Source organism: Maritimibacter dapengensis, assembly GCF_019218265.1.
In the GTDB taxonomy this organism is placed as follows: Bacteria; Pseudomonadota; Alphaproteobacteria; order Rhodobacterales; family Rhodobacteraceae; genus Maritimibacter; species Maritimibacter dapengensis.
This window is the reverse complement of record NZ_JAHUZE010000006.1, coordinates 44,020-62,861: the sequence shown is the minus strand read 5'-3', so window position 1 is coordinate 62,861 and position 18,842 is coordinate 44,020. Positions and strand designations below refer to the sequence as shown.

General features: G+C 59.7%; 22 protein-coding genes. 5 read left to right on the top strand and 17 right to left on the bottom strand.

Annotated features, from left to right (window positions below; all coding sequences use genetic code 11):
* Positions 1-125: 125 nt before the first annotated feature.
* Together KJP28_RS18860 and KJP28_RS18855 are read left to right on the top strand one after the other, a co-directional pair.
* Positions 126-1,301, top strand: coding sequence for a nucleoside triphosphate pyrophosphohydrolase family protein (locus KJP28_RS18860; protein WP_007803306.1), 1,176 nt, complete (start codon positions 126-128; stop codon positions 1,299-1,301).
* The gene (locus tag KJP28_RS18855; protein WP_072704026.1) at positions 1,298-1,984 is read left to right on the top strand and encodes a uracil-DNA glycosylase; all 687 of its coding nucleotides are present in this window, start codon (positions 1,298-1,300) and stop codon (positions 1,982-1,984) included. Before KJP28_RS18860 ends, KJP28_RS18855 begins: the two co-directional genes overlap by 4 nt.
* On the opposite strand, the gene KJP28_RS18850 is transcribed toward KJP28_RS18855, so the two are convergent.
* From KJP28_RS18850 to KJP28_RS18810, 9 genes are all read right to left on the bottom strand, one after another.
* Positions 1,981-2,757: a hypothetical protein gene (locus KJP28_RS18850; protein ID WP_234168053.1), complete on the bottom strand. Its 777-nt coding sequence runs from the start codon at positions 2,755-2,757 to the stop codon at positions 1,981-1,983. The genes KJP28_RS18855 and KJP28_RS18850 overlap by 4 nt on opposite strands.
* On the bottom strand, positions 2,729-3,412 hold the full coding sequence (locus KJP28_RS18845) for a C1 family peptidase (protein WP_217626410.1): 684 nt from the start codon (positions 3,410-3,412) through the stop codon (positions 2,729-2,731). The genes KJP28_RS18850 and KJP28_RS18845 overlap by 29 nt, the downstream gene beginning before the upstream one ends.
* On the bottom strand, positions 3,413-4,426 hold the full coding sequence (locus KJP28_RS18840) for an ImmA/IrrE family metallo-endopeptidase (RefSeq protein WP_195903889.1): 1,014 nt from the start codon (positions 4,424-4,426) through the stop codon (positions 3,413-3,415).
* A 3-nt stretch (positions 4,427-4,429) separates the two neighbouring features.
* Positions 4,430-4,804 (bottom strand): helix-turn-helix domain-containing protein, encoded by a 375-nt coding sequence (locus KJP28_RS18835; protein WP_007803310.1) that lies wholly within the window; start codon positions 4,802-4,804, stop codon positions 4,430-4,432.
* Entirely contained in the window at positions 4,801-5,127 is a 327-nt protein-coding gene (locus KJP28_RS18830) for a hypothetical protein (RefSeq protein WP_007803312.1), read from the bottom strand. The genes KJP28_RS18835 and KJP28_RS18830 overlap by 4 nt, the downstream gene beginning before the upstream one ends.
* Before the next feature lie 287 nt (positions 5,128-5,414).
* Positions 5,415-6,527, bottom strand: coding sequence for a Fic family protein (locus KJP28_RS18825; protein WP_218394069.1), 1,113 nt, complete (start codon positions 6,525-6,527; stop codon positions 5,415-5,417).
* Positions 6,528-6,647: 120 nt separating this feature from the next.
* Positions 6,648-6,887: a hypothetical protein gene (locus tag KJP28_RS18820; protein ID WP_038147482.1), complete on the bottom strand. Its 240-nt coding sequence runs from the start codon at positions 6,885-6,887 to the stop codon at positions 6,648-6,650.
* Between the two features lie 161 nt (positions 6,888-7,048).
* Positions 7,049-7,681, bottom strand: coding sequence for a hypothetical protein (locus tag KJP28_RS18815; protein WP_082873116.1), 633 nt, complete (start codon positions 7,679-7,681; stop codon positions 7,049-7,051).
* A gap of 10 nt (positions 7,682-7,691) precedes the next feature.
* On the bottom strand, positions 7,692-8,411 hold the full coding sequence (locus tag KJP28_RS18810) for a nucleotide-binding protein (RefSeq protein ID WP_008336065.1): 720 nt from the start codon (positions 8,409-8,411) through the stop codon (positions 7,692-7,694).
* Positions 8,412-8,963: 552 nt separating this feature from the next.
* Here KJP28_RS18810 and mobC point away from each other — a divergent pair.
* The 3 genes from mobC to KJP28_RS18795 are packed head-to-tail and all read left to right on the top strand — an operon-like array spanning position 8,964 to position 13,834.
* Positions 8,964-9,551 (top strand): plasmid mobilization relaxosome protein MobC, encoded by a 588-nt coding sequence (gene mobC, locus KJP28_RS18805; protein ID WP_066818928.1) that lies wholly within the window; start codon positions 8,964-8,966, stop codon positions 9,549-9,551.
* Entirely contained in the window at positions 9,538-11,886 is a 2,349-nt protein-coding gene (locus KJP28_RS18800) for a relaxase/mobilization nuclease domain-containing protein (RefSeq protein ID WP_218394068.1), read from the top strand. Before mobC ends, KJP28_RS18800 begins: the two co-directional genes overlap by 14 nt.
* Entirely contained in the window at positions 11,879-13,834 is a 1,956-nt protein-coding gene (locus KJP28_RS18795; protein WP_218394067.1) for a type IV secretory system conjugative DNA transfer family protein, read from the top strand. The genes KJP28_RS18800 and KJP28_RS18795 overlap by 8 nt, the downstream gene beginning before the upstream one ends.
* 225 nt (positions 13,835-14,059) lie before the next feature.
* On the opposite strand, the gene KJP28_RS18790 is transcribed toward KJP28_RS18795, so the two are convergent.
* From KJP28_RS18790 to KJP28_RS18755, 8 genes are read right to left on the bottom strand one after another with little or no spacing between them, the layout of a single operon-like run.
* Complete coding sequence (locus KJP28_RS18790; RefSeq protein ID WP_040546036.1) at positions 14,060-14,386, bottom strand: YnfA family protein; 327 nt, start codon at positions 14,384-14,386, stop codon at positions 14,060-14,062.
* A 56-nt stretch (positions 14,387-14,442) separates the two neighbouring features.
* Complete coding sequence (locus tag KJP28_RS18785; protein ID WP_007803574.1) at positions 14,443-15,795, bottom strand: dihydrolipoyl dehydrogenase family protein; 1,353 nt, start codon at positions 15,793-15,795, stop codon at positions 14,443-14,445.
* Positions 15,796-15,817: 22 nt separating this feature from the next.
* Positions 15,818-17,248, bottom strand: coding sequence for a mercury(II) reductase (merA, locus tag KJP28_RS18780; protein ID WP_040545982.1), 1,431 nt, complete (start codon positions 17,246-17,248; stop codon positions 15,818-15,820).
* Position 17,249: 1 nt separating this feature from the next.
* Positions 17,250-17,387 carry a hypothetical protein gene (locus KJP28_RS18775; RefSeq protein WP_007803572.1) on the bottom strand — a complete coding sequence of 46 codons (138 nt, stop codon included), beginning with the start codon at positions 17,385-17,387 and terminating at the stop codon, positions 17,250-17,252.
* Positions 17,384-17,770 carry a mercury resistance system transport protein MerF gene (merF, locus tag KJP28_RS18770; RefSeq protein ID WP_007803570.1) on the bottom strand — a complete coding sequence of 129 codons (387 nt, stop codon included), beginning with the start codon at positions 17,768-17,770 and terminating at the stop codon, positions 17,384-17,386. Before merF ends, KJP28_RS18775 begins: the two co-directional genes overlap by 4 nt.
* On the bottom strand, positions 17,767-18,018 hold the full coding sequence (locus tag KJP28_RS18765) for a hypothetical protein (RefSeq protein WP_072629817.1): 252 nt from the start codon (positions 18,016-18,018) through the stop codon (positions 17,767-17,769). The genes merF and KJP28_RS18765 overlap by 4 nt, the downstream gene beginning before the upstream one ends.
* Positions 18,019-18,048: 30 nt before the next feature.
* Positions 18,049-18,351: a heavy-metal-associated domain-containing protein gene (locus tag KJP28_RS18760; protein ID WP_040545980.1), complete on the bottom strand. Its 303-nt coding sequence runs from the start codon at positions 18,349-18,351 to the stop codon at positions 18,049-18,051.
* Between the two features lie 15 nt (positions 18,352-18,366).
* Entirely contained in the window at positions 18,367-18,774 is a 408-nt protein-coding gene (locus KJP28_RS18755; RefSeq protein ID WP_007803565.1) for a mercuric transporter MerT family protein, read from the bottom strand.
* Positions 18,775-18,842 lie beyond the last annotated feature (68 nt).

The following is an 18,842-nucleotide window of genomic DNA, read 5'->3' as shown; positions in this document are numbered from 1 at the left end:
CGGTTCTTGGAAAGTCTGATGAGCGCAAAGTCACTTTTTCTTGCCGGACTGACCGCAATCGATTCAAATGACAGATACAAGATATAGGTGGCCTCGCATTCAGCTATCACACATTTGGAGGACAGATGTCAGACGATTTCATTCCATTGTCAGTGCAGGATTTCTCAACGGATGCGCTTGCGACGGACCTTCGGCGGGACGCGGATTCCCTCAACTTCCCTTTGCTTGGCCTCTTTGGAGAGGTCGGGAGCCTTCTCTCTGAAGTGAAGAAGAAGCAGAGAGACCCGATCTCCTATCGCGCCTACGCGGCTGCGGTTACAGAGGAACTCGGCGACGTACTTTGGTACTTCAACCTAGTTGCTGCTAGGGCAGAAATCTCGTTCGCCGATATTGTCACCAACCTTGCCAGCGATAGCGAGAACTGGCTATCCGCAACGGGTGTGCCGCTCACCTTTGAGGCTTTGCAGCCGTCTGTACTGACCGCTGGACAGTCACCGTCACCGGCTTTCGAAGCAACCCTCATCGAGTTGGCGGCTGCAACCGGGCTTCTTATGGCCGATCAATCGAACAACGAGCTCCAAAGGGATCGCCGACGTCTCGGACCCCGACTTGTCGCGATTCTCGAGATACTCATTCGCGCGGCCAATGAAGCGGGCGTCACGCTGGAAGCTGCGGCCATCAAGAATCGAGCAAAGACGACAGACCGATGGCCCATCCAGAAGGCATACCCGCCCTTCTTCGATGCGGACTTGCCCCCGGAAGAACAGCTGCCCAGAAACCTCAAGATCAACATCTTTGAACGGGAGGTTGGTGGCAAACGCTACGTCTTCCAGACCTGCAACGGCCTCAACATCGGGGATCGACTGACGGACAACGCTATGACACCGGATGACTACAGGTTCCATGATGTCTTCCACTATGCCTACGTCGCTATCCTTGGCTGGTCGCCGGTCACTCGTTCCCTTTTTCGGTTGAAACGTAAGAGTCGGCCAAAGATCGACGAGGCCCAAGACGGAGCCCGCGCCGCATTGATCGAGGAGGGGATCGCGACTTGGATTTTCGGACAGGCCATGGAGATGGATTTCTTTCAAGACCTGAAGGCCGGGGAGTTGCCGTTCGACCTATTGAAGCAGGTCAGACAGTTCGTTCGCGGCTACGAAGCCGAGAACTGTCCGACCTGGCTGTGGGAAGAGGCCATCCTGCAAGGATACGCAGCATTTCGCTATCTGCGTGAACATCGCCGTGGAACTGTTATCCTAGATGCCGTAGAGCGGCGGCTAAACATCGAGCCGTTGACATGAACACTCCAGAATCCTTTGTCGAAGAACTTGCCGCTGTCGATTTGGTGAACACCTTTAATCCGTACAGCGACATCTGCCCCATTCACGATACCGTCGATGCTGCGCGCGCTCGACGCGAGAACCTGAAGCGGTGTCTTGAGGCCGCGATGAATGCCCGTGCTGATACTATCTGGATAGCAAGGGACCTCGGGTACCGGGGGGGACGGCGTACCGGAGTACCCTTGACCGACGAAGCACATCTCACGGAAGCTGAACATCTGTTTGGCGGAATAACCCTTGCTCGGGCCACGACAGGACCGGCACTTGCCGAACGTACGGCGACAGTCACTTGGCAGCTTCTTTCGTCAATTGGCAGGCCAGTAATGCTGTGGAATGTGTTTCCGCTTCACCCGCACGCGCCAGATGATCCCATGACCAACCGCTCACATCGCAAAACGGAGCGTTCGGCAACCTGGCCATTTCTGTTGGCACTCCTGGAGATGCTTCAACCTAAACGCTTGGTGGCAATTGGGCGTGATGCGGGAGAAGCTCTAGCAGATTTGGACCTTCCTGTATCTCAGGTCCGCCATCCGAGCTATGGTGGGCAAAGTGAGTTCATTGCGGGCATCGAGGCAATATACAATCTCTCAAGTTCGGCCCGGCGACCGGAAACGGCAACTCTGCCTTTCGCTGAGTTTGCCTAGGTATTGGCTGCAGACAGACCATCAATCTCGTCAAGGAGTGCTCGAAGCTCGCCGCGTGTTGTAGTCCCCCCGCAGGTTGATCGTGGCAGGTCGATTGTCGCATGTGACGACAGCACGGTCAGGGATCCAATATTGAGTCCAGCTTCAGTGGCCACAAACGACATCAACTGGCCGAGACCAACCAAGTTTCCGAGTAGCTTTTCGACATAGTAGTGGTTCCGGTAGATCGCTGTGAGTGTGAGCGTCTCCGGATTCCCTGCCAACAGTTTGAAGCTGAGAAAACTGAGGCACTGTCCGCCGTAAGGGGAACGATCAACGTCGCGAGCAGGATCGAAAAGAGCAAGCTCAAATTTGTTCCTTGCCCTGACCGTCGGGTCCCTCATACGCGTGACGATGTCCCAAAGCGGATTGCCGGCCGGGGCGCCGGGCCAATCGACCATCCGCTCGAAATAATATCCTGACCATCTTTCGTTGCGTCGTACCGTGGGCAGAACTCGGTCGCGAAACCGGTCGAAGAATTCCGGGGCACCATATCTGTGATAGAGCGCCTCCGGAAAGATCGTGTTGGCGATGGTTCGGACGGATTTGTCGTGCCGTAGCAAGAATTCATTGACGGCATTGACGCTCGCGTCGCTCAACTTTGCCCCGGCGGTCGGGTCATCAACAGACATCAGGACGTTGTGCGCCTCATGTCCGGGTTCGCTATCAACGCAACGAACCGCTTCGCGCCAAGTTCTTACACAATCAGGCTGTGGCGGAATGGCCAGATACATCGCATTCGTCCGTCAATATTGCCAAGGCATACATGTGCTTAGCCAGAAAATCCTCAGTTAGCCAAGCATACCCGCTCAAACCCCAGGTTGGTCCCCAGCTATTTCGCACCAGAATGACACGTTTCGTCGCCGCTTCCCCATAGCCGACCGCGATAACGGCATGTCGCGGCGCCGGAAAAACTTCGTCACCGGTGATTTGGTCGATGACTCCATCCGATGGCGGATTAAAGAAACTTCTCGTCAGGACTGAAAGAACAATAGCAGGGACGTTGGAATCCAACGCATCGCAAACTCGATCGACTTCGTGACTGGTCTTCTGACCTTCGCGCCCAAATAAATTTCCGACGGATGATGGGGGGCGATAGTGCCTCAGGTCCGTGGGCAAACGCGGAATGTACGGCCATCCACTTTCCGATGGCTGGCCGGTATCGCGAAGCGTGGCCAACATGTCGTCGAGAAATGCTCCCTTATTTGGAGAGCGCCCGGTACGTTTTTGTGCATGGTAGAAGGCGAACTCACATGACAGAGGATCCCAGCCGCTGCGCAATGCAGCATGGGCGTCGCTGGCGGCAAACGCCAAGCAAGTTGGTCGCGCACCTTGATCCCTGACGGGCCCAAATTTCGCCCGTAAATCTACGTTTATCGTCACTGTCACTCAAGCGGCCTCCAGGAGTCTTCGCCGCTCAGCACGTGAAAGGCCTTCACCTTCGGGGCCTGTCAGGTCGAGGTCCAACTCGAGCCTGGAGAAGCTCTGATTGTGATCCCAGGGTCGTGTTTCATCCAACACAAGGCGACCTCGGTACTCTTCCGGAGGCATTGCCGTGACGCGTCGTATTCCAGGATCACCGACGCTGTCTGTTTCGATCGCTTCGATTTCATTACTGACGATGGCGAATCCGCTCTCCTGCAATTGATGGATGTTCCAGAGGTATCCTCCATTGCTGTGCTCGGTGAGCTTGAGGACGAATAGATCGTTACGACTGCCATCAATCAGCGCTCCAGCGTCGCGTTCGGTAAGTAGCCATACATCGCCCCGGTAGTTTGTCGGTCGATGATCAGCGAGAAGAGCTTCTTTCAACGCCTTTGGCTTTGTCTGCAAAAGCTCGCGGGCCTGCTTCGCAGCAATCATCCTGTACCGAACCAGGGTCCAGCACAACGCCTCGTAGCTCACCCCAAGTCGCAGACTGAACTGGTAAATCACGTTTGCGCGTCGAAAGTCTGGCACAGTCCAATTCTGCCGCCTCATATGTAGGGCGAGCAGCCATTTGGGCATGAGAAACGCGACTGCGAAAGCGTCGGCTTCGACTTCTTGATAGTCGTGGCCCGGATCGAAATTGGCTGGCATTCGACGGAGGATACTTGCTTCATCGTCGAGGCTGGGTTGATGGTTCAGAAGACAATGGCCGAGCTCATGTGCGGCCGTAAATCGCTGGATACTCATGGGGCGCTGAGTGGTGACGAGAATCCCTTGCGATGGGGCATTAAGATATGCTCCGAGCAAGCCGTCGAGCGGCCGTAGAAGCAAAGGCACGTCAAGTTCATTGATGAGAGCAAAAACGTTGACTGAACCGCCTGACGTTTCGAGCCGCTCTCGCACGCCTAGTTGCCGGTGTGCTCGAGCCGCCGCAGCTGCTCCGCCGCGAACTGCCTGCGAATAATTGGAAACCACTGGTTACTCCTGGGTTGCGGCCGAGCGGGCGCGCAAGTACTCGGCAAAACGCCCCAGTTCATCCCGGTCTTGCCGAGACAAGTCTGCGGCTTGTCGTGCAAGGTGCGCTACATCTACCGGCAAACTCCCAGCTGCATCGTCTTCTCCGATGAAATACGCGACCGGTTGTCGATACAGCTTCGCGAGCCGGTTCAACTCCAGAGCCTCGACACGGCGGTTTCCGGCCTCGATCTCAGACAACGCGGTTCTCTGGATCTTGAGGTACTGGGCCACCTCGTCTTGCTTTAGACCCAAATACCGACGTGCTTCCCGCAGCCGCTCCCCCATCTCCTGCCGAGCTTCTTGGTCATCGTCGTTGGTCCGCTTGGCGACGCTCATGCTGACACTCCATTCTTCTTCTTCCACTGCTGTTCCAGCCGCGGGATTAAGTGATCCAATGCGTCTTGCACCGAGTTGTATCCGCCAGTGCGTACCGTCGCATCCGCCGGCGTAAAGCCAAGCACTGGTTCGACCGCGCACAAGAGCTCCACAACTACAAGAGAGTCCATCGGTACAGGTGCGACTGCCGCCACCCCAGATGATGCGGGCAGTACAATTCCGTGCATGCTGGCTTCAGCCTCCGCCGCGAGCATGAGCTCGTCACGAAGCACAAGTTCCAGATCCTGCTTCGGAAACAGTTTCGTCTTGGTGGTCGTTTGCATCGTCCATGTCCGAATAGCTGTCTTGCTCTCAATATAATGTCGGAAAATCCAACACGCAAGACCGTTCACCATTCGCTTTCGGGCAGGCTTGAGTCATCCCGAGCTTTTCCGGGATGCGACCAAAGGGGTATCTGTGCTGCGGAAACAAAGATTTGCCGGACAAGCACCGGTTGTGACGAAGTGTGTCGGGCGCGTTCCCAAGCCCACCAACGTGAGCTCAAGTCTCGGATCATGTTACATAAAACGAATTATCGGATTTTTTATAAATTGTTGTTTTCATGCAATTTTTATTCACTCCAGTCGAGTTTCAACCAGTATCGCGTGTGCCTCCGCTCGCCGGTTCGAGCGAGCACGCCCTTCTCGACCAGATCCTGCAGATCGCGGGTCGCGGTCGCGCGTGAGGTTCCGGTGATCTTGAGGTAGTTGTCGGCGCTGAGGCCGCCTTTGAAACCGCCAGGGCCTTCCCGCAACATTCGAGCGATGGCCTTGGCCTGGCGTTCGTTCAAGTGGTCTCTGTGACGATCGTAGAAGTGTGCCTTGCTGATGAAGAAGCCGACGCGGTCGAGTGTTGCCTGTTGGGCTTTCAAGACAACTTCCGCGAACCAGACGAGCCAATCGGTCACATCGAGCGTTTTTTGATGCTGCTCGAGCTGGTCGTAGTATGCCTTGCGCTGCTTCTCGATGGTGAAGGCGAGCGAGATGAGGGTCGGCTGGCCAATATTCTGCGCCAGCGACTTTTCAGCGAGGGCGCGACCCAAGCGACCGTTGCCGTCTTCGAATGGGTGGATGCTCTCGAAATAGAGGTGGCTTAGCCCTGCGCGCGTCAGCGCTGGACGCGGCTCTGCTCCCCCCGGCCCGGTCTTGTTGAACCAATCCGCGTATCGCTCCATCTCAGGCATGACCCGCTCCGAGGGTGGCGCTTCGAAATGTATCGTGGGCCGGTCAAGGCGGCCGGAAACGATTTGCATCGCCTCGGCGTGTTGTCGGTAGGCCCCGATGGTTTCCAACCGACGATCATGGGACAGGAGCATCCGATGCCAGCGGTACAGTGTCTCATGGGTCAGCGGCTCTGCAAAATTGGAATAGACGTCGACCATCATTTCCGCGACGCCCTGTTCGCGCGGTTTGGCAGGGTAGCTGTCCGGATCGAGGCCCAGATGGCGGCGCAGCGAAGACTGGACACTGAGCCGATCGAGGATTTCACCCTCGATGGCGCTCGTCTGCATCGCTTCCTCGCTGAGAAGTTCGATGCGGAGTTGCTCGCGCTCCGGCTGGCTGACATGATGGACCGCGCCGAGGATTTCTCCGGACGACAGCAGAAACTTCTGCTCGAACGCCTCCAGAGCGGAGGCGTCATACCGGAAATCCGGCCAATCGGGCAGCGTCCAGTTCCAAGCCATGAGTTATAGACATCCTTTCTATAACTCATATCTAGATCACCTCTGAGGCATAGAAGTCAACTCTATCGCTCAAAGGACCTGCGGGATGGTATGACCCACAAACCGACGCGAGGCCTTGAGCTAGGCCTTTTCAAGGTGCGTCAGATCTTGCTGACGCGGTCTGGGGATCTTTGGATCGACAGGGTTCTGTTCCGGCGCTGGAATGAATGGCTCATAGCGAACGTCCGCCATGGCACCGTCGAACCAGGCAGGCTGCACGTCACCATTGTTCCATTGGTAAAGGTAGCCAACCAGATTTTCAGATGTCTTGCAGAGGATGCGCATGATCGGTTCGCCAGTCAGGCGGGGCTTCGTGTTCATAATGCGTTCCTCCAAAATGGACCTCGTAACTCGTCACCACTGAGGTCTGAAATTCCCTATGACGCTCATTAGCGCCACGCTTTCCGCAACTGCAAGGCGAGCTTCCGCCGGTGGGCGAAAATCCACCGGCGAAACGCAAGTTATCTTTTCAGATAGGTATCTTACGGTTCATGCGGCGATGCAGCGCGAACCGCAATTTCTTCCAAGATTTTGTCGATCTCGCCCCATATGCGTGGTTCCACTTGGCCGCGGATCAGAGCCCATTTACTCAAGACGTCGAGGGGGTCGTGGTCCCGGAGGAGGACACCCAGGCTGGCCGCATCTACTGCCAGAGATGTACGGGCCTGCCACTGCGTGTTTCGAGTGCGCCGCTCCTCAGCAATTGGCGCAAAGACCGGCGACAGTTGCCAGCCTTTGACTGCACGGCGCAGGGCGGCACGCACCACATGTGCTGGGTCAACACCACAAGTTTCTAGCGCAGCTTCCTGTCGTTCGAGTGCGTTGACCCTGATGTCGATCTTCCGGGTCGGGCTCAATGCGCGCGCCGATACGGGAGCTCTCAGGCTGGTATGCGGGTCCGAGCTTTCCGCGGTGACTTGGTGCGGCGCCACGGTACCTCCCGGCACAAGCTCTGACTCGTGCCGATCAGCGTCAACGTCAGTGGCTGGGGTGCCTGTCTTTGTTGCTGTGACCTGTGCCTCATCTTCCTTCCCGGGAATCTCGCGGTCACCCTGTTGCAGGGTGGCGGCGTAGGCTGGGTCGGGCCTGGTGATGGTCGGGATCTTCTTGCGCAATCGACTGTCCTCACGCAGCAAGAATATTGTTGAGGATGTCCGTCGCCTCCTCGAGCGCCTCGACGACATGACGTACATGTGGGCGCATCAGCGGGTTCGGATCAGATTGCTTTTCCAGTGCCAAGGCGTGGAGAAGCCCCTTCTGATCCATCTCCTTGTAAGTGTTCCGTCGCATCATGACGGTCTCTATCACTGGAAAACGGGTGAGCGCTTCTTCAATCAGGGCGGCGTCAGCACGGGTCGTTTTCGGGTCGACCATGTTGAGGACGACGTGGTGGCGCGGAAGACTAGAGGGGTCGTCAACACGGGATTTCAGTTTCTCAAACCAATCAGCTGTCTGCGCTCCGACATCGAAATCAGACGTCGACAGCATGACGGGCGTCACGATGTGGTCCGCAAGCACCGCGATGCCGTCTGACCATTCGGCACCGACCCCTGCGGTATCGATAAAGATGAAGTCTGCCGTGCCTGCCATGTAGACCTGATCGATCTGATCCTCGACACCCGCCACGCTTTCGACGGTGGCCGAGCAGAGAAGCGGCGAACTCAGCCCACCGGCTTCCGCCCGAGCATGCCAGGCCCCGAGTACCCTCGTGCTGTCCGTGTCGATCAACATCACTCTGCGTCCGGCGGCGATCGCGGCACTGATCAAGGCGCGCGAAAGCGTCGTTTTTCCACTGCCCCCTTTCCGGGCCATCGCTGCGACCACCACAAGATTTTCGTTCGGCATTCTGATCCTCCGCAAAAATAGTGAATCGCAACGATAATACCAAAATGTCGCTAAACGCATGAGGCGGAGGGGTCAAGCAGAAGTCGGGATGCGACCCGCGTCTGGCATGCTGCGGACGGCGTTTGGCAATGACCGTGCGACGTCTGCCGTGGCGCCTTCAGCATTCTTCGCGGGGCACCACCCACCCTCCAAATGTCGGGATGCGCTTGGCGATGTGCTGCGGACGGAATGCAGGTGACGGATAGCGCGCTCCAGACGACGGGAGGCAGTCTCGCGTATGTCGTTCTGCGGGTGACGCGAGACGGTCAGCACGCGGCAAAACCCGTCTTGCGGGGTGCAAGAGACGGGGCGCGAAAGACGCGATGCGCGATGCGGAGACCGCATCGCGTGGTGCAATGAGCGCGAGGCGCGATCCATTTGACTAAGGACGGGAAATCGCCCCTGCAGGGCGATTTTCTACATTGAGTACAAGCCCTTATGGCCGACTCCACTTGCGTTGGGAGTCGGCGGGCTTGTACGAAGTTGGCAAGAAATAGGAACGTTAACTTCAAAATGCCCCGCCGTCGTAGACTGTCAGAGATCGAGCGATCGACCATCGCCCAGGACCGCCGGAACGGCGTCTCCGCGGCGTCGTTGGCAGCCCGCTACGATGTCAGCCTTAAGACGATCTACAACGTGGTGAACCACTGGGGTGAGCGTCAGACAGCGAACGGCAGCCGATCGCGGGTTGTGGGGATCCGGGTCTCGGACGACGACCTGCGCCGGTTCGACGCGGCGCTGTCGCGGCGTGGGATTGCGCACCGCTCGGATGCCATGCGCCGCCTGATGCTGGCGGCCGAAGGTGTCTTCCTGCCCGACGACGAGATGTGTGACGAGTTGCGCAGCCTCGGCGCCGCGCTCAACCGGGTCGGCAACAACGTGAACCAGATCGCGCGACGTCTGAACGAGGCCAAGGTGCGGGGCGAGAGACTGTCCTACCCGGCCTCAAGTCACCGTGACGTCCGCGCACTTGCCGGTCTGGTCTTCGATCTGGCCGATCAGGTCCAGGAGATGTCGCGTGCGCGGCGCAGCGTGCTGGACCTTGAGATCAGCTCCGCCCTGGCGGGCCTCGCCGTGGGGGATGCGAATGGTGCGGAGTGACCGGGTCCGGGGCATCGACCCGGCGCTCTTCGACCGCGGCTGGAGCCGGGTTTCGGGATCCTGGCAGGGGCTTTCCAAGGGCGCGCAGATGGTTCGGGCCGCGCGCGGCTATTCGCCCGCGATCTTCAAGGCTATCTCGAAAGGGGGCTGCCACACCGGGGCGCAGCTACGGGCGCAGCTCACATATCTCACGACGAAGTCGACCCATATCCTCGACAGCCGCGGCACCCATGACGGGAAGAAGCAGCTCTCGGAAGCCGAGATCAACCGAGTGGCGCGGCGGTTCGAGAACCAGTGGAACGAGCGCTACAGCCCCAAGCTTGGCCATACGTCGCATCTGCTGATGGCATTCCCGGTTGGGACCAGGGGTGAAGAGGTGCGCGATATCACCCAGGCGGTCTGCGAGAAGTTCTTTCAAGGTGAGGGGTCGCAATTCGACTATATTGCTGCAATACACCAAGATCGCGCACATCCACATGCGCATATCGTTCTGAACCGCCGCAGCAAGGATGGCGAAATGTTCTTTCTCGGGAAGGATCATCACTTCAACTACGACGCCTTTCGCGAGGCGATGGTCGAGGCGGCCCAAGTTCATGGGATCCGCCTTGAGGCGACGCGTCGTCTGGATCGCGGCGTTACGACCTACCGCGCCGAGATCGATGAAATCTACAAGGCCCGCGATGCGGGCCGTCCCCCTGTCGAGCGCCAGAGAACCGGAGCTGACCTAGCGGCCGCGCTGGAAACCGTCCGGCACAATGCGTTGATCTACCGCGGGCTGGCGGCGGAGGCGTCACGCTCGAATTTCGACGACGTGGCCGAGGCGCTCGAGAGGGCCAGCACCATCCTTGCCAGTGGCGGTCAGATTCAATCTGACGGAGCCATCTACATGTCCCAAGACGAAGCGGCGTTCGACACGCTGATCACCGAGTTTTCTCAGAACATTCGCCAGATCGAGGCGGCGATTGACAGGGCGCCGGCGGCCGAGAGGCCGGTGATCGAGCGCAAGCTGACCGACGTTCTGGCCTCGGTCGCGCATTTGAACCCGCTAGGGGATCGCTCCGCCGCCCTGGTCGATGCTCCGTCCCGGGACGGCATCTATGCAAGGTCAAACGCAAGTGAAGATCACCTCGCGCGTCTTGACGATGGAGAGGTGGCATCAAAGCTGGCCGAGGCGTTGCAAGGCACGGGCATCGATGCCGAGGCTGTGGCCGCGCGCCTGCGGGAGGGGGCAGGCAATGCCGCATTGGAGCGCCAGTGGCTGGCACAGGATCTGCAGGGGATTGCCAAAGCAAGCGACCTCGATCTGGAGAAATCTGCGGACCGGGAAGAAGCGCTCGACCGGCTGGAAGCCGTGCATGTTCGGTTGGGCGATGTCCTGACCGACGTACGCGTCCTGCGCGCGCCAACCGAGATCGACGAGGTGGACAACGCTGAGCCAGCGCTCGGCGAGCGGTTGACGGCACCCGGGGGTGATCTCGAGAAGGACGGGCCCGACATTTTTGCCCCATCGGAGCGGCAGGCGTTCAGGGCGCTGGTGGCGCAGTTCCGTCGGACGGATTTCGATCATCCGTTCTCCGACGACCCGTCTGTAAGGCGGGCCGGCGCCGTGGAGGTTGAAGAGGCCCGCGTCGCGTTCGACGCCTATGCGCAGAGATCTCCGCAACATGCCGAATTGGCCTCGATGGCTTGGGAACAGATGACTGACAGTCGAATGCCGCCGCGATATGCGGTATCGGAGCAGGACCGCACGCTTCATGCTGGCGACATGGACCTCGCCTTGCGGGATCCTTCGGATCATCTCGGTCCGATTACCGAAGAGCTCCGCACCCTCGCCCGCTATCGCACGGAGATGCCGGATGACGAGTTCGGGCAGGCCGTCCAGGACGAAATCAACCACCTACGTTCACTCGGTGCATCGCGTGCCTATATCAGCGAGCGCAGTTTCGAGATCGAGGACCAGGCGCGACAAGACTACGCCGAGCGCCGTTATCTGGAAGAGACCGCGCCAACGGTCATGGCCTTTGTGCAAAACGCCGACGTCGAGGGCCCGCTCTCCGAGTCAGAGCAGCAGGACATCGTCCGGCAGGTCAACGAACGGCTAAGCCCCGACGCAATCGACGCACTGCGGGCCGGTAACGCGGACGTCCTGGACACATTCACCGAGGATCCGCTGCGCCAGCTGGAACTCGCCAAGACCTATCTTCAAGGCAGCGAGGTCACCGCGCATGGCCCGGCCATGGAGCGCGTTCTCGATGCTCTGGCCGAAGAGCAGATCGAGGCGCAGCGCGCGCGCCACGCCGCGGCACATGGTGAGAAGGGGATCACCCATGGATAAAGGCAAGATTGCCCTCGGTGTGTTGAGCCTCGTGCTGGTCGGTCTCGCCATGGGCTATGTCGTGGCGACCGGCTTTGTCATGTTCCGCTATGGGCTTTCACCCACGCGTTTCGACGTCACCCTACTCGCCCGCGAATATCGGGGTCTGTCTCAGTCTGCGCCGAAGGACTTCCTCTGGGTGAACCTCATCCTTGGCGGCTTCGGCCTGGCATCGCTGATGCTGAGCGTCACGCTTCTGGGGGATGCATTGACCCGCTTCGGGACGACGCATTGGCAGACCCGCAGCGAGATGAACAGGAACGGTTTCTTTGCCAAGCCCGACGGTGGCTTCCTTCTGGGCAAGCTCGGCTCCCCGAAATCCAAGCGCCCGTTCCTAGTCTCAAAAACCTTCCCCCACGCGCTGATCGTGGCGCCTACAGGCCGGGGCAAGGGCGTGGGGTTCGTGATCCCGAACCTGCTGACCTACAAGGGCTCCGCCGTGGTGCTCGACGTGAAAGGCGAGAACTTCCGCGAGACCTCGCGCTTCCGCGCCAGCATGGGGGACAAGGTTTTCCGCTTCGCGCCGACCGACTGGGACCGACCAACACATCGCTATAATCCGCTGGCGCGCATTGCTGCCATGACCAACCCCGACCGGCAGCAGATGGAGCTTAAACTCACCGCGAAGCTCTTCCTGCAGACCGACAACGAAAAGCTGAGCGGCCTTCTCGCAGGCGGTATCGACTTGTTCGTGGCGGCCGGTCTTCTGGCCTTCGAGCGCGGCGTGCCGACCATCGGCGAGATCTACCGCATCACCGCCTCGGGGGGCGACAAGCAGAAGGAATATCTGAAGCGTTCGCAGGAGGTGAAGAACACCTCGGCCAAACTGATCTTCGAGCGTATGGCCTCGACCAACAACGACACCCTCACCTCCTACCTCTCGCTTCTCATGACATCGGGTCTCGACACCTGGGACAACCGCGCGATCGACGCGGCCACCGCGACCTCTGACTTTTCCTTCCGGGATATCCGCCGTCGCCCACATGCGATCTATCTTGCGGTCGAATCCGAGATGATCCGCCCGCTTGCCCCGCTGATCCGCCTCTTCTTCTCGGACCTGATCGCCTCGCTGCAAGCACAGGAACCCGGCGATGACGAGCCCTGGCCGGTGATGATCATGCTCGACGAGTTTGACCGGCTCGGGAAAATGCCAATCGTCGCCGAAAGCATAAAGACGCTGCGCTCCTTCGGCGGCAACCTCGCCATCGTGACCCAGACGATCCCGGCGCTGGACGAGATCTATGGTGAAAACACCCGCAGGTCGCTGCAGGGCGGCGCCGGGGTAAAGCTCTACCTCACCCCGTCCGAGCAGAAGACCATCGAGGAATTGAGCCAGGCTGTCGGCAAGACCACCAAGCGTGTGGTGACCCGCTCCCGTGCTGTTGGACGCAATCCATTCGAAGGGCGCAGCGTCTCGGAGAGGACAGAAGATACCCCGCTCCTGACCGAGGATGAGGCCCGACGCATGGACCTCGACGAGGTCATCCTCGTGATCGACGCGCAGATGCCGATCCGGGCAAGAAGGGTGAAGTATTTCGAGGACCCGGCGTTGAAGGTTCTGCACGCCTGTCAATCGGGAAGCTTCCCATATCCGGACGAGGACGGCCTGCGGCGGGATCGGCAGATGTCTGAGACCCGGGAAACGGTGGAGAGGTTGAAGCAAGAACTGCAGGAAGTGCGGGCGGCTGCGGGACCGCGGGAAGTCGGCCACAATGTGCCTAACGCATCGAAAACTGACCCTGTCAGCGCAGCGAAGGCCCGCGGCCGCGCGGCTCGTGCTGCTGCAAGCGGAGGTGGCCAAGGTCAACTGTCGCTTGATGTTGAGGGCCTAGGTATCACGAACACAGACCGGACAACGCTTGCTTCGGCAGTTCAGACAACGAGAGCTATCATCGCGGAGCACGGATGAGTTTCGCAGGAGTTGACGTTCATTCTCCTCGCGGCGAATGTAACTGAAGAGCCCACTTTGACCGATGCTGCGTAAAGGATGTATCGCTGCTTTCGAGGGCGGTAGAAAACCTGCTTGATCGCAGCCGCGATGCGGAGGGAAAGCAGCGCCGAGTTGTCGGAACGCGTGAACCAAAAGGCGATCTAATCGAACGATTCAGCGCTTCACCCCGTCTGCGGCTGCCTCTCAAATACTGCGCGGTGCCCAGAGAATAATACCCGCACCGACAAGGCAAATGACCGCTCCAACTACATCCCATTGATCCGGGCGATGCCCTTCTACGCCCCATAGCCACAGCAGGGACGATACGATGTAAACGCCACCGTAGACTGCATAGGCGCGGCCCGCCTGATCGGCGGGGCTGAGCGCCAGTAGCCAGGCGAAAGCGGCAAGGGACAGCATGCCCGGTGCCAACCAAAACACGCTCTTGTCCAGCCGAAACCAGGCCCAGAAAGCAAAGCATCCGGCAATTTCGGCCAGCGCAGCGGCGAAGTAGATAAGAACCGTCTTCATCGGGCCAGACATACGTTCCGAGGAGGATCGGGTCTATTGCGAAAAATCTTTCAAATTCAGAGAAGCGAGCCCAAATCCGATCCAACACTTGGATAGGCCGCCGTCATCGACTTAAGTTGCTTGGCCGCCAGGCCCAGCTTGATTGCCAGCCCGAAGAAATTGATCAGTTCGCCGTATTCCGGGCCGAACAGGTGCGCGCCGAGGATCTTGCCGTTCGACTTGTCCACGAGGACCTTCGCGGCAGCAGAGGTCTCGCCGATCCGGTAGTTCGAATACCAATCGCCAGTGTCGGTGAACCGAACATCGACATCATACCCGGCGTCCCTTGCCTCACTTTCCAACATACCGACACGCGCCACTTCCGGGACTGTGAAGACGGCTGTAGGAATACCGGCATAATCCGGTGCGGTCTGAGTGTCTTTGAGCATGTTGGAGGCCGCGACCTTCCCTTCGATCACTGCGACTGGCGTCAGCGGCATGCCATCGGTGTCGGCGCAATCTCCGGCGGCAAAGACCGCGCTGTTCGTCGTGCTTTGCAGATGCGGGGCTACAACGATGCCCTTGTCGCTGTAATCAACACCAGCCGCCTCAAGATTCAGATCGGCCAGGGCTGCCACACGGCCCGCGCCATGCACGACCAGATCGGTTTCGATTGTTCGGGTTTCATCGCCCGACTTCACCTCGACAGTGAATGCTCTACTGGCTTCCGAGACCGACACGATTTCGGTTTCGCGCATCAGGTCCACGCCGATACCGCCGCTGCGGTCGATCAGCATTTCGACCAGATCGGGATCGAAGCCGCGTAAGGGCCGGGCGCCACGATCCACGATGATCGGGTTGGCTCCGGCCCGTGCGGCGATATGCGCAAACTCGAAGGACACGAAGCCGCCACCGATAAAAAGAACCCGATTGGGAAGGGCCTCCAGGTTGAGGAAATCCGTGCTGTCGATCACGAGATCGGCCCCTGTGAAGCTCAGCGGCCTGGGCATGGCACCGGCGGCCACGAGGAACCGTTCCGACTGATATGCCGTTCCATCGACCTCCAGCGTGTTGCTTCCCGTGAACCGCGCGGCTCCATGCAGGGTTTCGACGCCGTTGCCCGACAGGCCCTTTTCCATCTTGTCCGGCACGGGATCGGTGAAGCCACGCTTGTGTGCCATCAGATCGGCCCAGTTGATCGACAGATCACCGGGATCGATCCCCTTGCCCTGCATGAGCCGTGCCGCGTCCATGATTTCCGCACCGCGCCGCAGGATTTTCTTTGGATCGCAGCCGCGCAATGCGCAGGTGCCGCCGTAGGGCAGCGCATCGACAATGGCGACACGCCATCCTGCCGCGCCACATTTGTTGGCCGCGGCCACGCCCGCCATGCCCGCCCCGATGACGATCAGGTCGTAGTCTTCATTCATTCTCCGGTCCTTGTCCTGATCTTCATCCGGCGCAGCAGCTCAACTTTGCCACGTCCATATCGAAGGTTTGCGCCGCCAGCTTCAGCCCTTCCACGGTCGTCAGATAGGGGAAGATCGTCTCCCCGAGCGCCTTTGTGGTCATGCCAAACTTCAGCGCCATAACGAGGGTCTGGATCGTATCGGACCCCTCGGGCGCGATGATCTGGCCGCCAAGCAGCCGGTCGGACTTTCTGTCCGCCACCAGCTTGATCAATCCGCGCGTGTCGCGTGCGGCCAGTGCGCGCGGCACCTGATCGAGCGGTACGATGGACGTCTTGACGTCGAGGCCCGCGTCCCGCGCCTGGGCTTCACCGAGACCGACGCCCGCGACCTGCGGGTCGGAAAACACCACCCAGGGCATCGCGGCGTTGTCGTAGCGATGGTCTTCGCCGAGAACCGCATTTTTGGCCGCGAGCTTTGCACCATAGGCCGCCATATAGACGAACTGGTCGCGGTCGGTCACATCGCCTGCGGCATAGATGCCGCGCACCGATGTCTGCATGTCCTCGCCGACGACGATGGACCCACGCGCGTCGGTTTCCACGCCGATTGCGTCCAGGCCCATATCTTTGGTATTGGCCCGCCTGCCAGCGGTCGAAACGAGGTGATCCGCCGTCACTTCGACAGGCTTTCCGTTCTGGATCACGCGCAGTGTCACGCCCGCGTCGTCGCGGCGCACAGTGTCGTAGCTTAACCCGGTCAGAAGAGTGATGCCTTCGGCCTCGAACGCCGCCGCCAATGCCTCCGAGACCTCTGGTTCCGCGCCGGGCAACAGATGCGAACGGGCGACAAGCGTGACCTTCACGCCCATGCGGCTCATCATCTGGGCCAGCTCCGCGCCGATGTAGCCCGCGCCGATGAAGATCAGGCTTTTCGGCAGTACTTCGAGTTCCAGAAGACTGGTGCTGTTGAGCGCGCCGATTTCCTCGATGCCGTCGATGGTCGGCAGAACGGGACGCCCGCCCGTGGCGATGATGGTCCTCGGTGCTTTCAGGGTTCGCTCACCGACTGTCACGCCACCTTCGATCAGCCGCGCGGGACCGGCGTCGATGTAATCGACATCCTCATATTCCGGCAGAAGGTCCGCGTATTTCTTCTGGCGCAGGGTCGTGACCAGATCGTCCTTGGACTGAACGAGCGTCTGCCAATCATCCACTTGTGCCCGTCCCGACAGGCCGGGGAACCGCTTGGCAGCCCCCGCACAGTGCACGGCCTCTGCCGCACGGATCATCGCCTTGGAGGGCACGCATCCCACGTTGACGCAAGTTCCGCCGATGGTGCCATGTCCTACGAGGGCGACACGCTTTCCGGCATCCGCGCCGGTAATTGCGGCGGAGAACCCCGCCGATCCGGCCCCAAGAACGATCAGGTCATAGCCGCCCTGTTCATCGTCGGTTTTGTTCAGGTCTTTCATCTCAGCGCGCCTCGCCATGTTCGGGGTCTTTTGGTCTGGCGGCGAGCAGATATATGACCGCGCCGATGGCGATCAGCGGTGTCAACATGCCGAGGAGGCCGAAGACCATGCCGGTGGCGGTGCAACATCCCATCATCATAAGAGCGATCCTTTCTTTTGCGCACGGTTCAGGAGAACCGCGTAGAGTGCTGTGGCGGCGAAAACGCCGATTGTGATCCGTATTGCGAACCTGAATTCGAGAAGAATGATCAGGATCGACAGGGCCACCGCGAGGCCGGTGGCCCAAAGTTTCGGGGCCGGTCCCGGTTTGCCAGCGCGCAGCCAAAGGGCCTGTGCCACCACGGCGAGGCTGAAAAACAGCAGCGGGAACAGGGCGTAATCGAGCCAGCCCGTGAGGGCCGACAATCCGACGCCAGCGACGATGACGACCAGAAGCGGTGTAAAGCAGCAGAGCGCGGCGAAGAGCGCACCGCCAAGCCCCCATTTCAGCAGACGGTCGGAATTTTCAGGTGTGTCAGTCAAGGAGCCGTCTTTCTCTGTGATGGGTCGGGGCCGGAGGCGCGTTTCATTTGCGAACGACGCAGTGCGCGGACGATCAGGTAGGTCAGACCCGCCAAAACCAGCACGGCAATGCCACTCATTCCAGAGAGCCAAGCCCCAACGCCGCCGAACAACGCTGCAAGCACGGCAGTTCCGCCGCCGCAGCAGACGACCACGACCGGAGCTGCTATTCCGAAGGCCAGCAGGCCACCCATCAGATTGTCACGCATTGCAGGAGATTGTCACGCATTGCAGGCGGCTCAGGAGGCTGTGTCGGGCAGCACCTGCGCCGGATAGCCATTGGCCGTCACCGCGCCGATGATGCTTTCGATGGAAGTTTCGGCGTCATCGTAGGTCACGCTGTAAACACCCTGCCCGTATTCGGGGCCGTCCTCGAATGCGGCGATCTCGACCGACGGAACACCGCGCATCGAGCTGGCAACAATGAACGAACAGGACGGGCATGTCAGTTCGCTGACGGCGATCTCGACCTGGCGCTCTTCAGCGAGGGCCGGGGTCGAGAGTGCGACGATGGCCAGGGCGGATAACAGGAGATGCTTCATGGTCATGGTCCTCGTTCAGAATTTCAGGATGAAGGGGGTGATGTAGGGAAAGATCATGGCGACAGCGACAATCGCGGAAGCGGCCCAGAGGGTTGCGCGCATGATGCGGCGGTCGATGGGGCGGGCGCAGGTGCCATCGGCACAGGCCTCGGCATCTACAGGCTTGTAAGCCTTGTAGAAGCCGTATCCCAAAAACGCGGCGCTCAGCGCGAAGGTGTACCATTTGTAGGCATAGAGCGCCCCGAGCTGCGCGATGAACACGCCTGTCACGCCAAAGCTGACCAGCACCAATGGAAGGATGCAGCAAGAAGTCATCGCCAGCGCACCGAGGACGCCGAGGCCGGTCACGCCCCATCCCTTGGTGGTTTCGTCGCCAATTTTCTGCGACTGAGATTGCGGAAGTTCCGCCAAATGTTGTTCCATCGAATCTTCCTTGAACAGATGTTTCCACCGTTCTAGGGTCTGTAGTTGATACAGGCTCAAGGGATTTT

What these genes read in the sequence shown, in the direction of transcription:
- KJP28_RS18820 (WP_038147482.1), bottom strand. Translation starts at nt 6,887, where the DNA reads ATGAACACGAAGCCCCGCCTGACTGGCGAACCGATCATGCGCATCCTC.
- KJP28_RS18850 (WP_234168053.1), bottom strand. Translation starts at nt 2,757, where the DNA reads ATGTATCTGGCCATTCCGCCACAGCCTGATTGTGTAAGAACTTGGCGC.
- KJP28_RS18785 (WP_007803574.1), bottom strand. Translation starts at nt 15,795, where the DNA reads ATGAATGAAGACTACGACCTGATCGTCATCGGGGCGGGCATGGCGGGC.
- KJP28_RS18825 (WP_218394069.1), bottom strand. Translation starts at nt 6,527, where the DNA reads ATGGCTTGGAACTGGACGCTGCCCGATTGGCCGGATTTCCGGTATGAC.
- KJP28_RS18800 (WP_218394068.1), top strand. Translation starts at nt 9,538, where the DNA reads ATGGTGCGGAGTGACCGGGTCCGGGGCATCGACCCGGCGCTCTTCGAC.
- KJP28_RS18765 (WP_072629817.1), bottom strand. Translation starts at nt 18,018, where the DNA reads ATGCGTGACAATCTGATGGGTGGCCTGCTGGCCTTCGGAATAGCAGCT.
- KJP28_RS18830 (WP_007803312.1), bottom strand. Translation starts at nt 5,127, where the DNA reads ATGCAAACGACCACCAAGACGAAACTGTTTCCGAAGCAGGATCTGGAA.
- KJP28_RS18855 (WP_072704026.1), top strand. Translation starts at nt 1,298, where the DNA reads ATGAACACTCCAGAATCCTTTGTCGAAGAACTTGCCGCTGTCGATTTG.
- KJP28_RS18795 (WP_218394067.1), top strand. Translation starts at nt 11,879, where the DNA reads ATGGATAAAGGCAAGATTGCCCTCGGTGTGTTGAGCCTCGTGCTGGTC.
- KJP28_RS18755 (WP_007803565.1), bottom strand. Translation starts at nt 18,774, where the DNA reads ATGGAACAACATTTGGCGGAACTTCCGCAATCTCAGTCGCAGAAAATT.
- mobC (WP_066818928.1), top strand. Translation starts at nt 8,964, where the DNA reads ATGCCCCGCCGTCGTAGACTGTCAGAGATCGAGCGATCGACCATCGCC.
- KJP28_RS18860 (WP_007803306.1), top strand. Translation starts at nt 126, where the DNA reads ATGTCAGACGATTTCATTCCATTGTCAGTGCAGGATTTCTCAACGGAT.
- KJP28_RS18760 (WP_040545980.1), bottom strand. Translation starts at nt 18,351, where the DNA reads ATGAAGCATCTCCTGTTATCCGCCCTGGCCATCGTCGCACTCTCGACC.
- KJP28_RS18775 (WP_007803572.1), bottom strand. Translation starts at nt 17,387, where the DNA reads ATGATGATGGGATGTTGCACCGCCACCGGCATGGTCTTCGGCCTCCTC.
- KJP28_RS18810 (WP_008336065.1), bottom strand. Translation starts at nt 8,411, where the DNA reads ATGCCGAACGAAAATCTTGTGGTGGTCGCAGCGATGGCCCGGAAAGGG.
- KJP28_RS18790 (WP_040546036.1), bottom strand. Translation starts at nt 14,386, where the DNA reads ATGAAGACGGTTCTTATCTACTTCGCCGCTGCGCTGGCCGAAATTGCC.
- KJP28_RS18835 (WP_007803310.1), bottom strand. Translation starts at nt 4,804, where the DNA reads ATGAGCGTCGCCAAGCGGACCAACGACGATGACCAAGAAGCTCGGCAG.
- merA (WP_040545982.1), bottom strand. Translation starts at nt 17,248, where the DNA reads ATGAAAGACCTGAACAAAACCGACGATGAACAGGGCGGCTATGACCTG.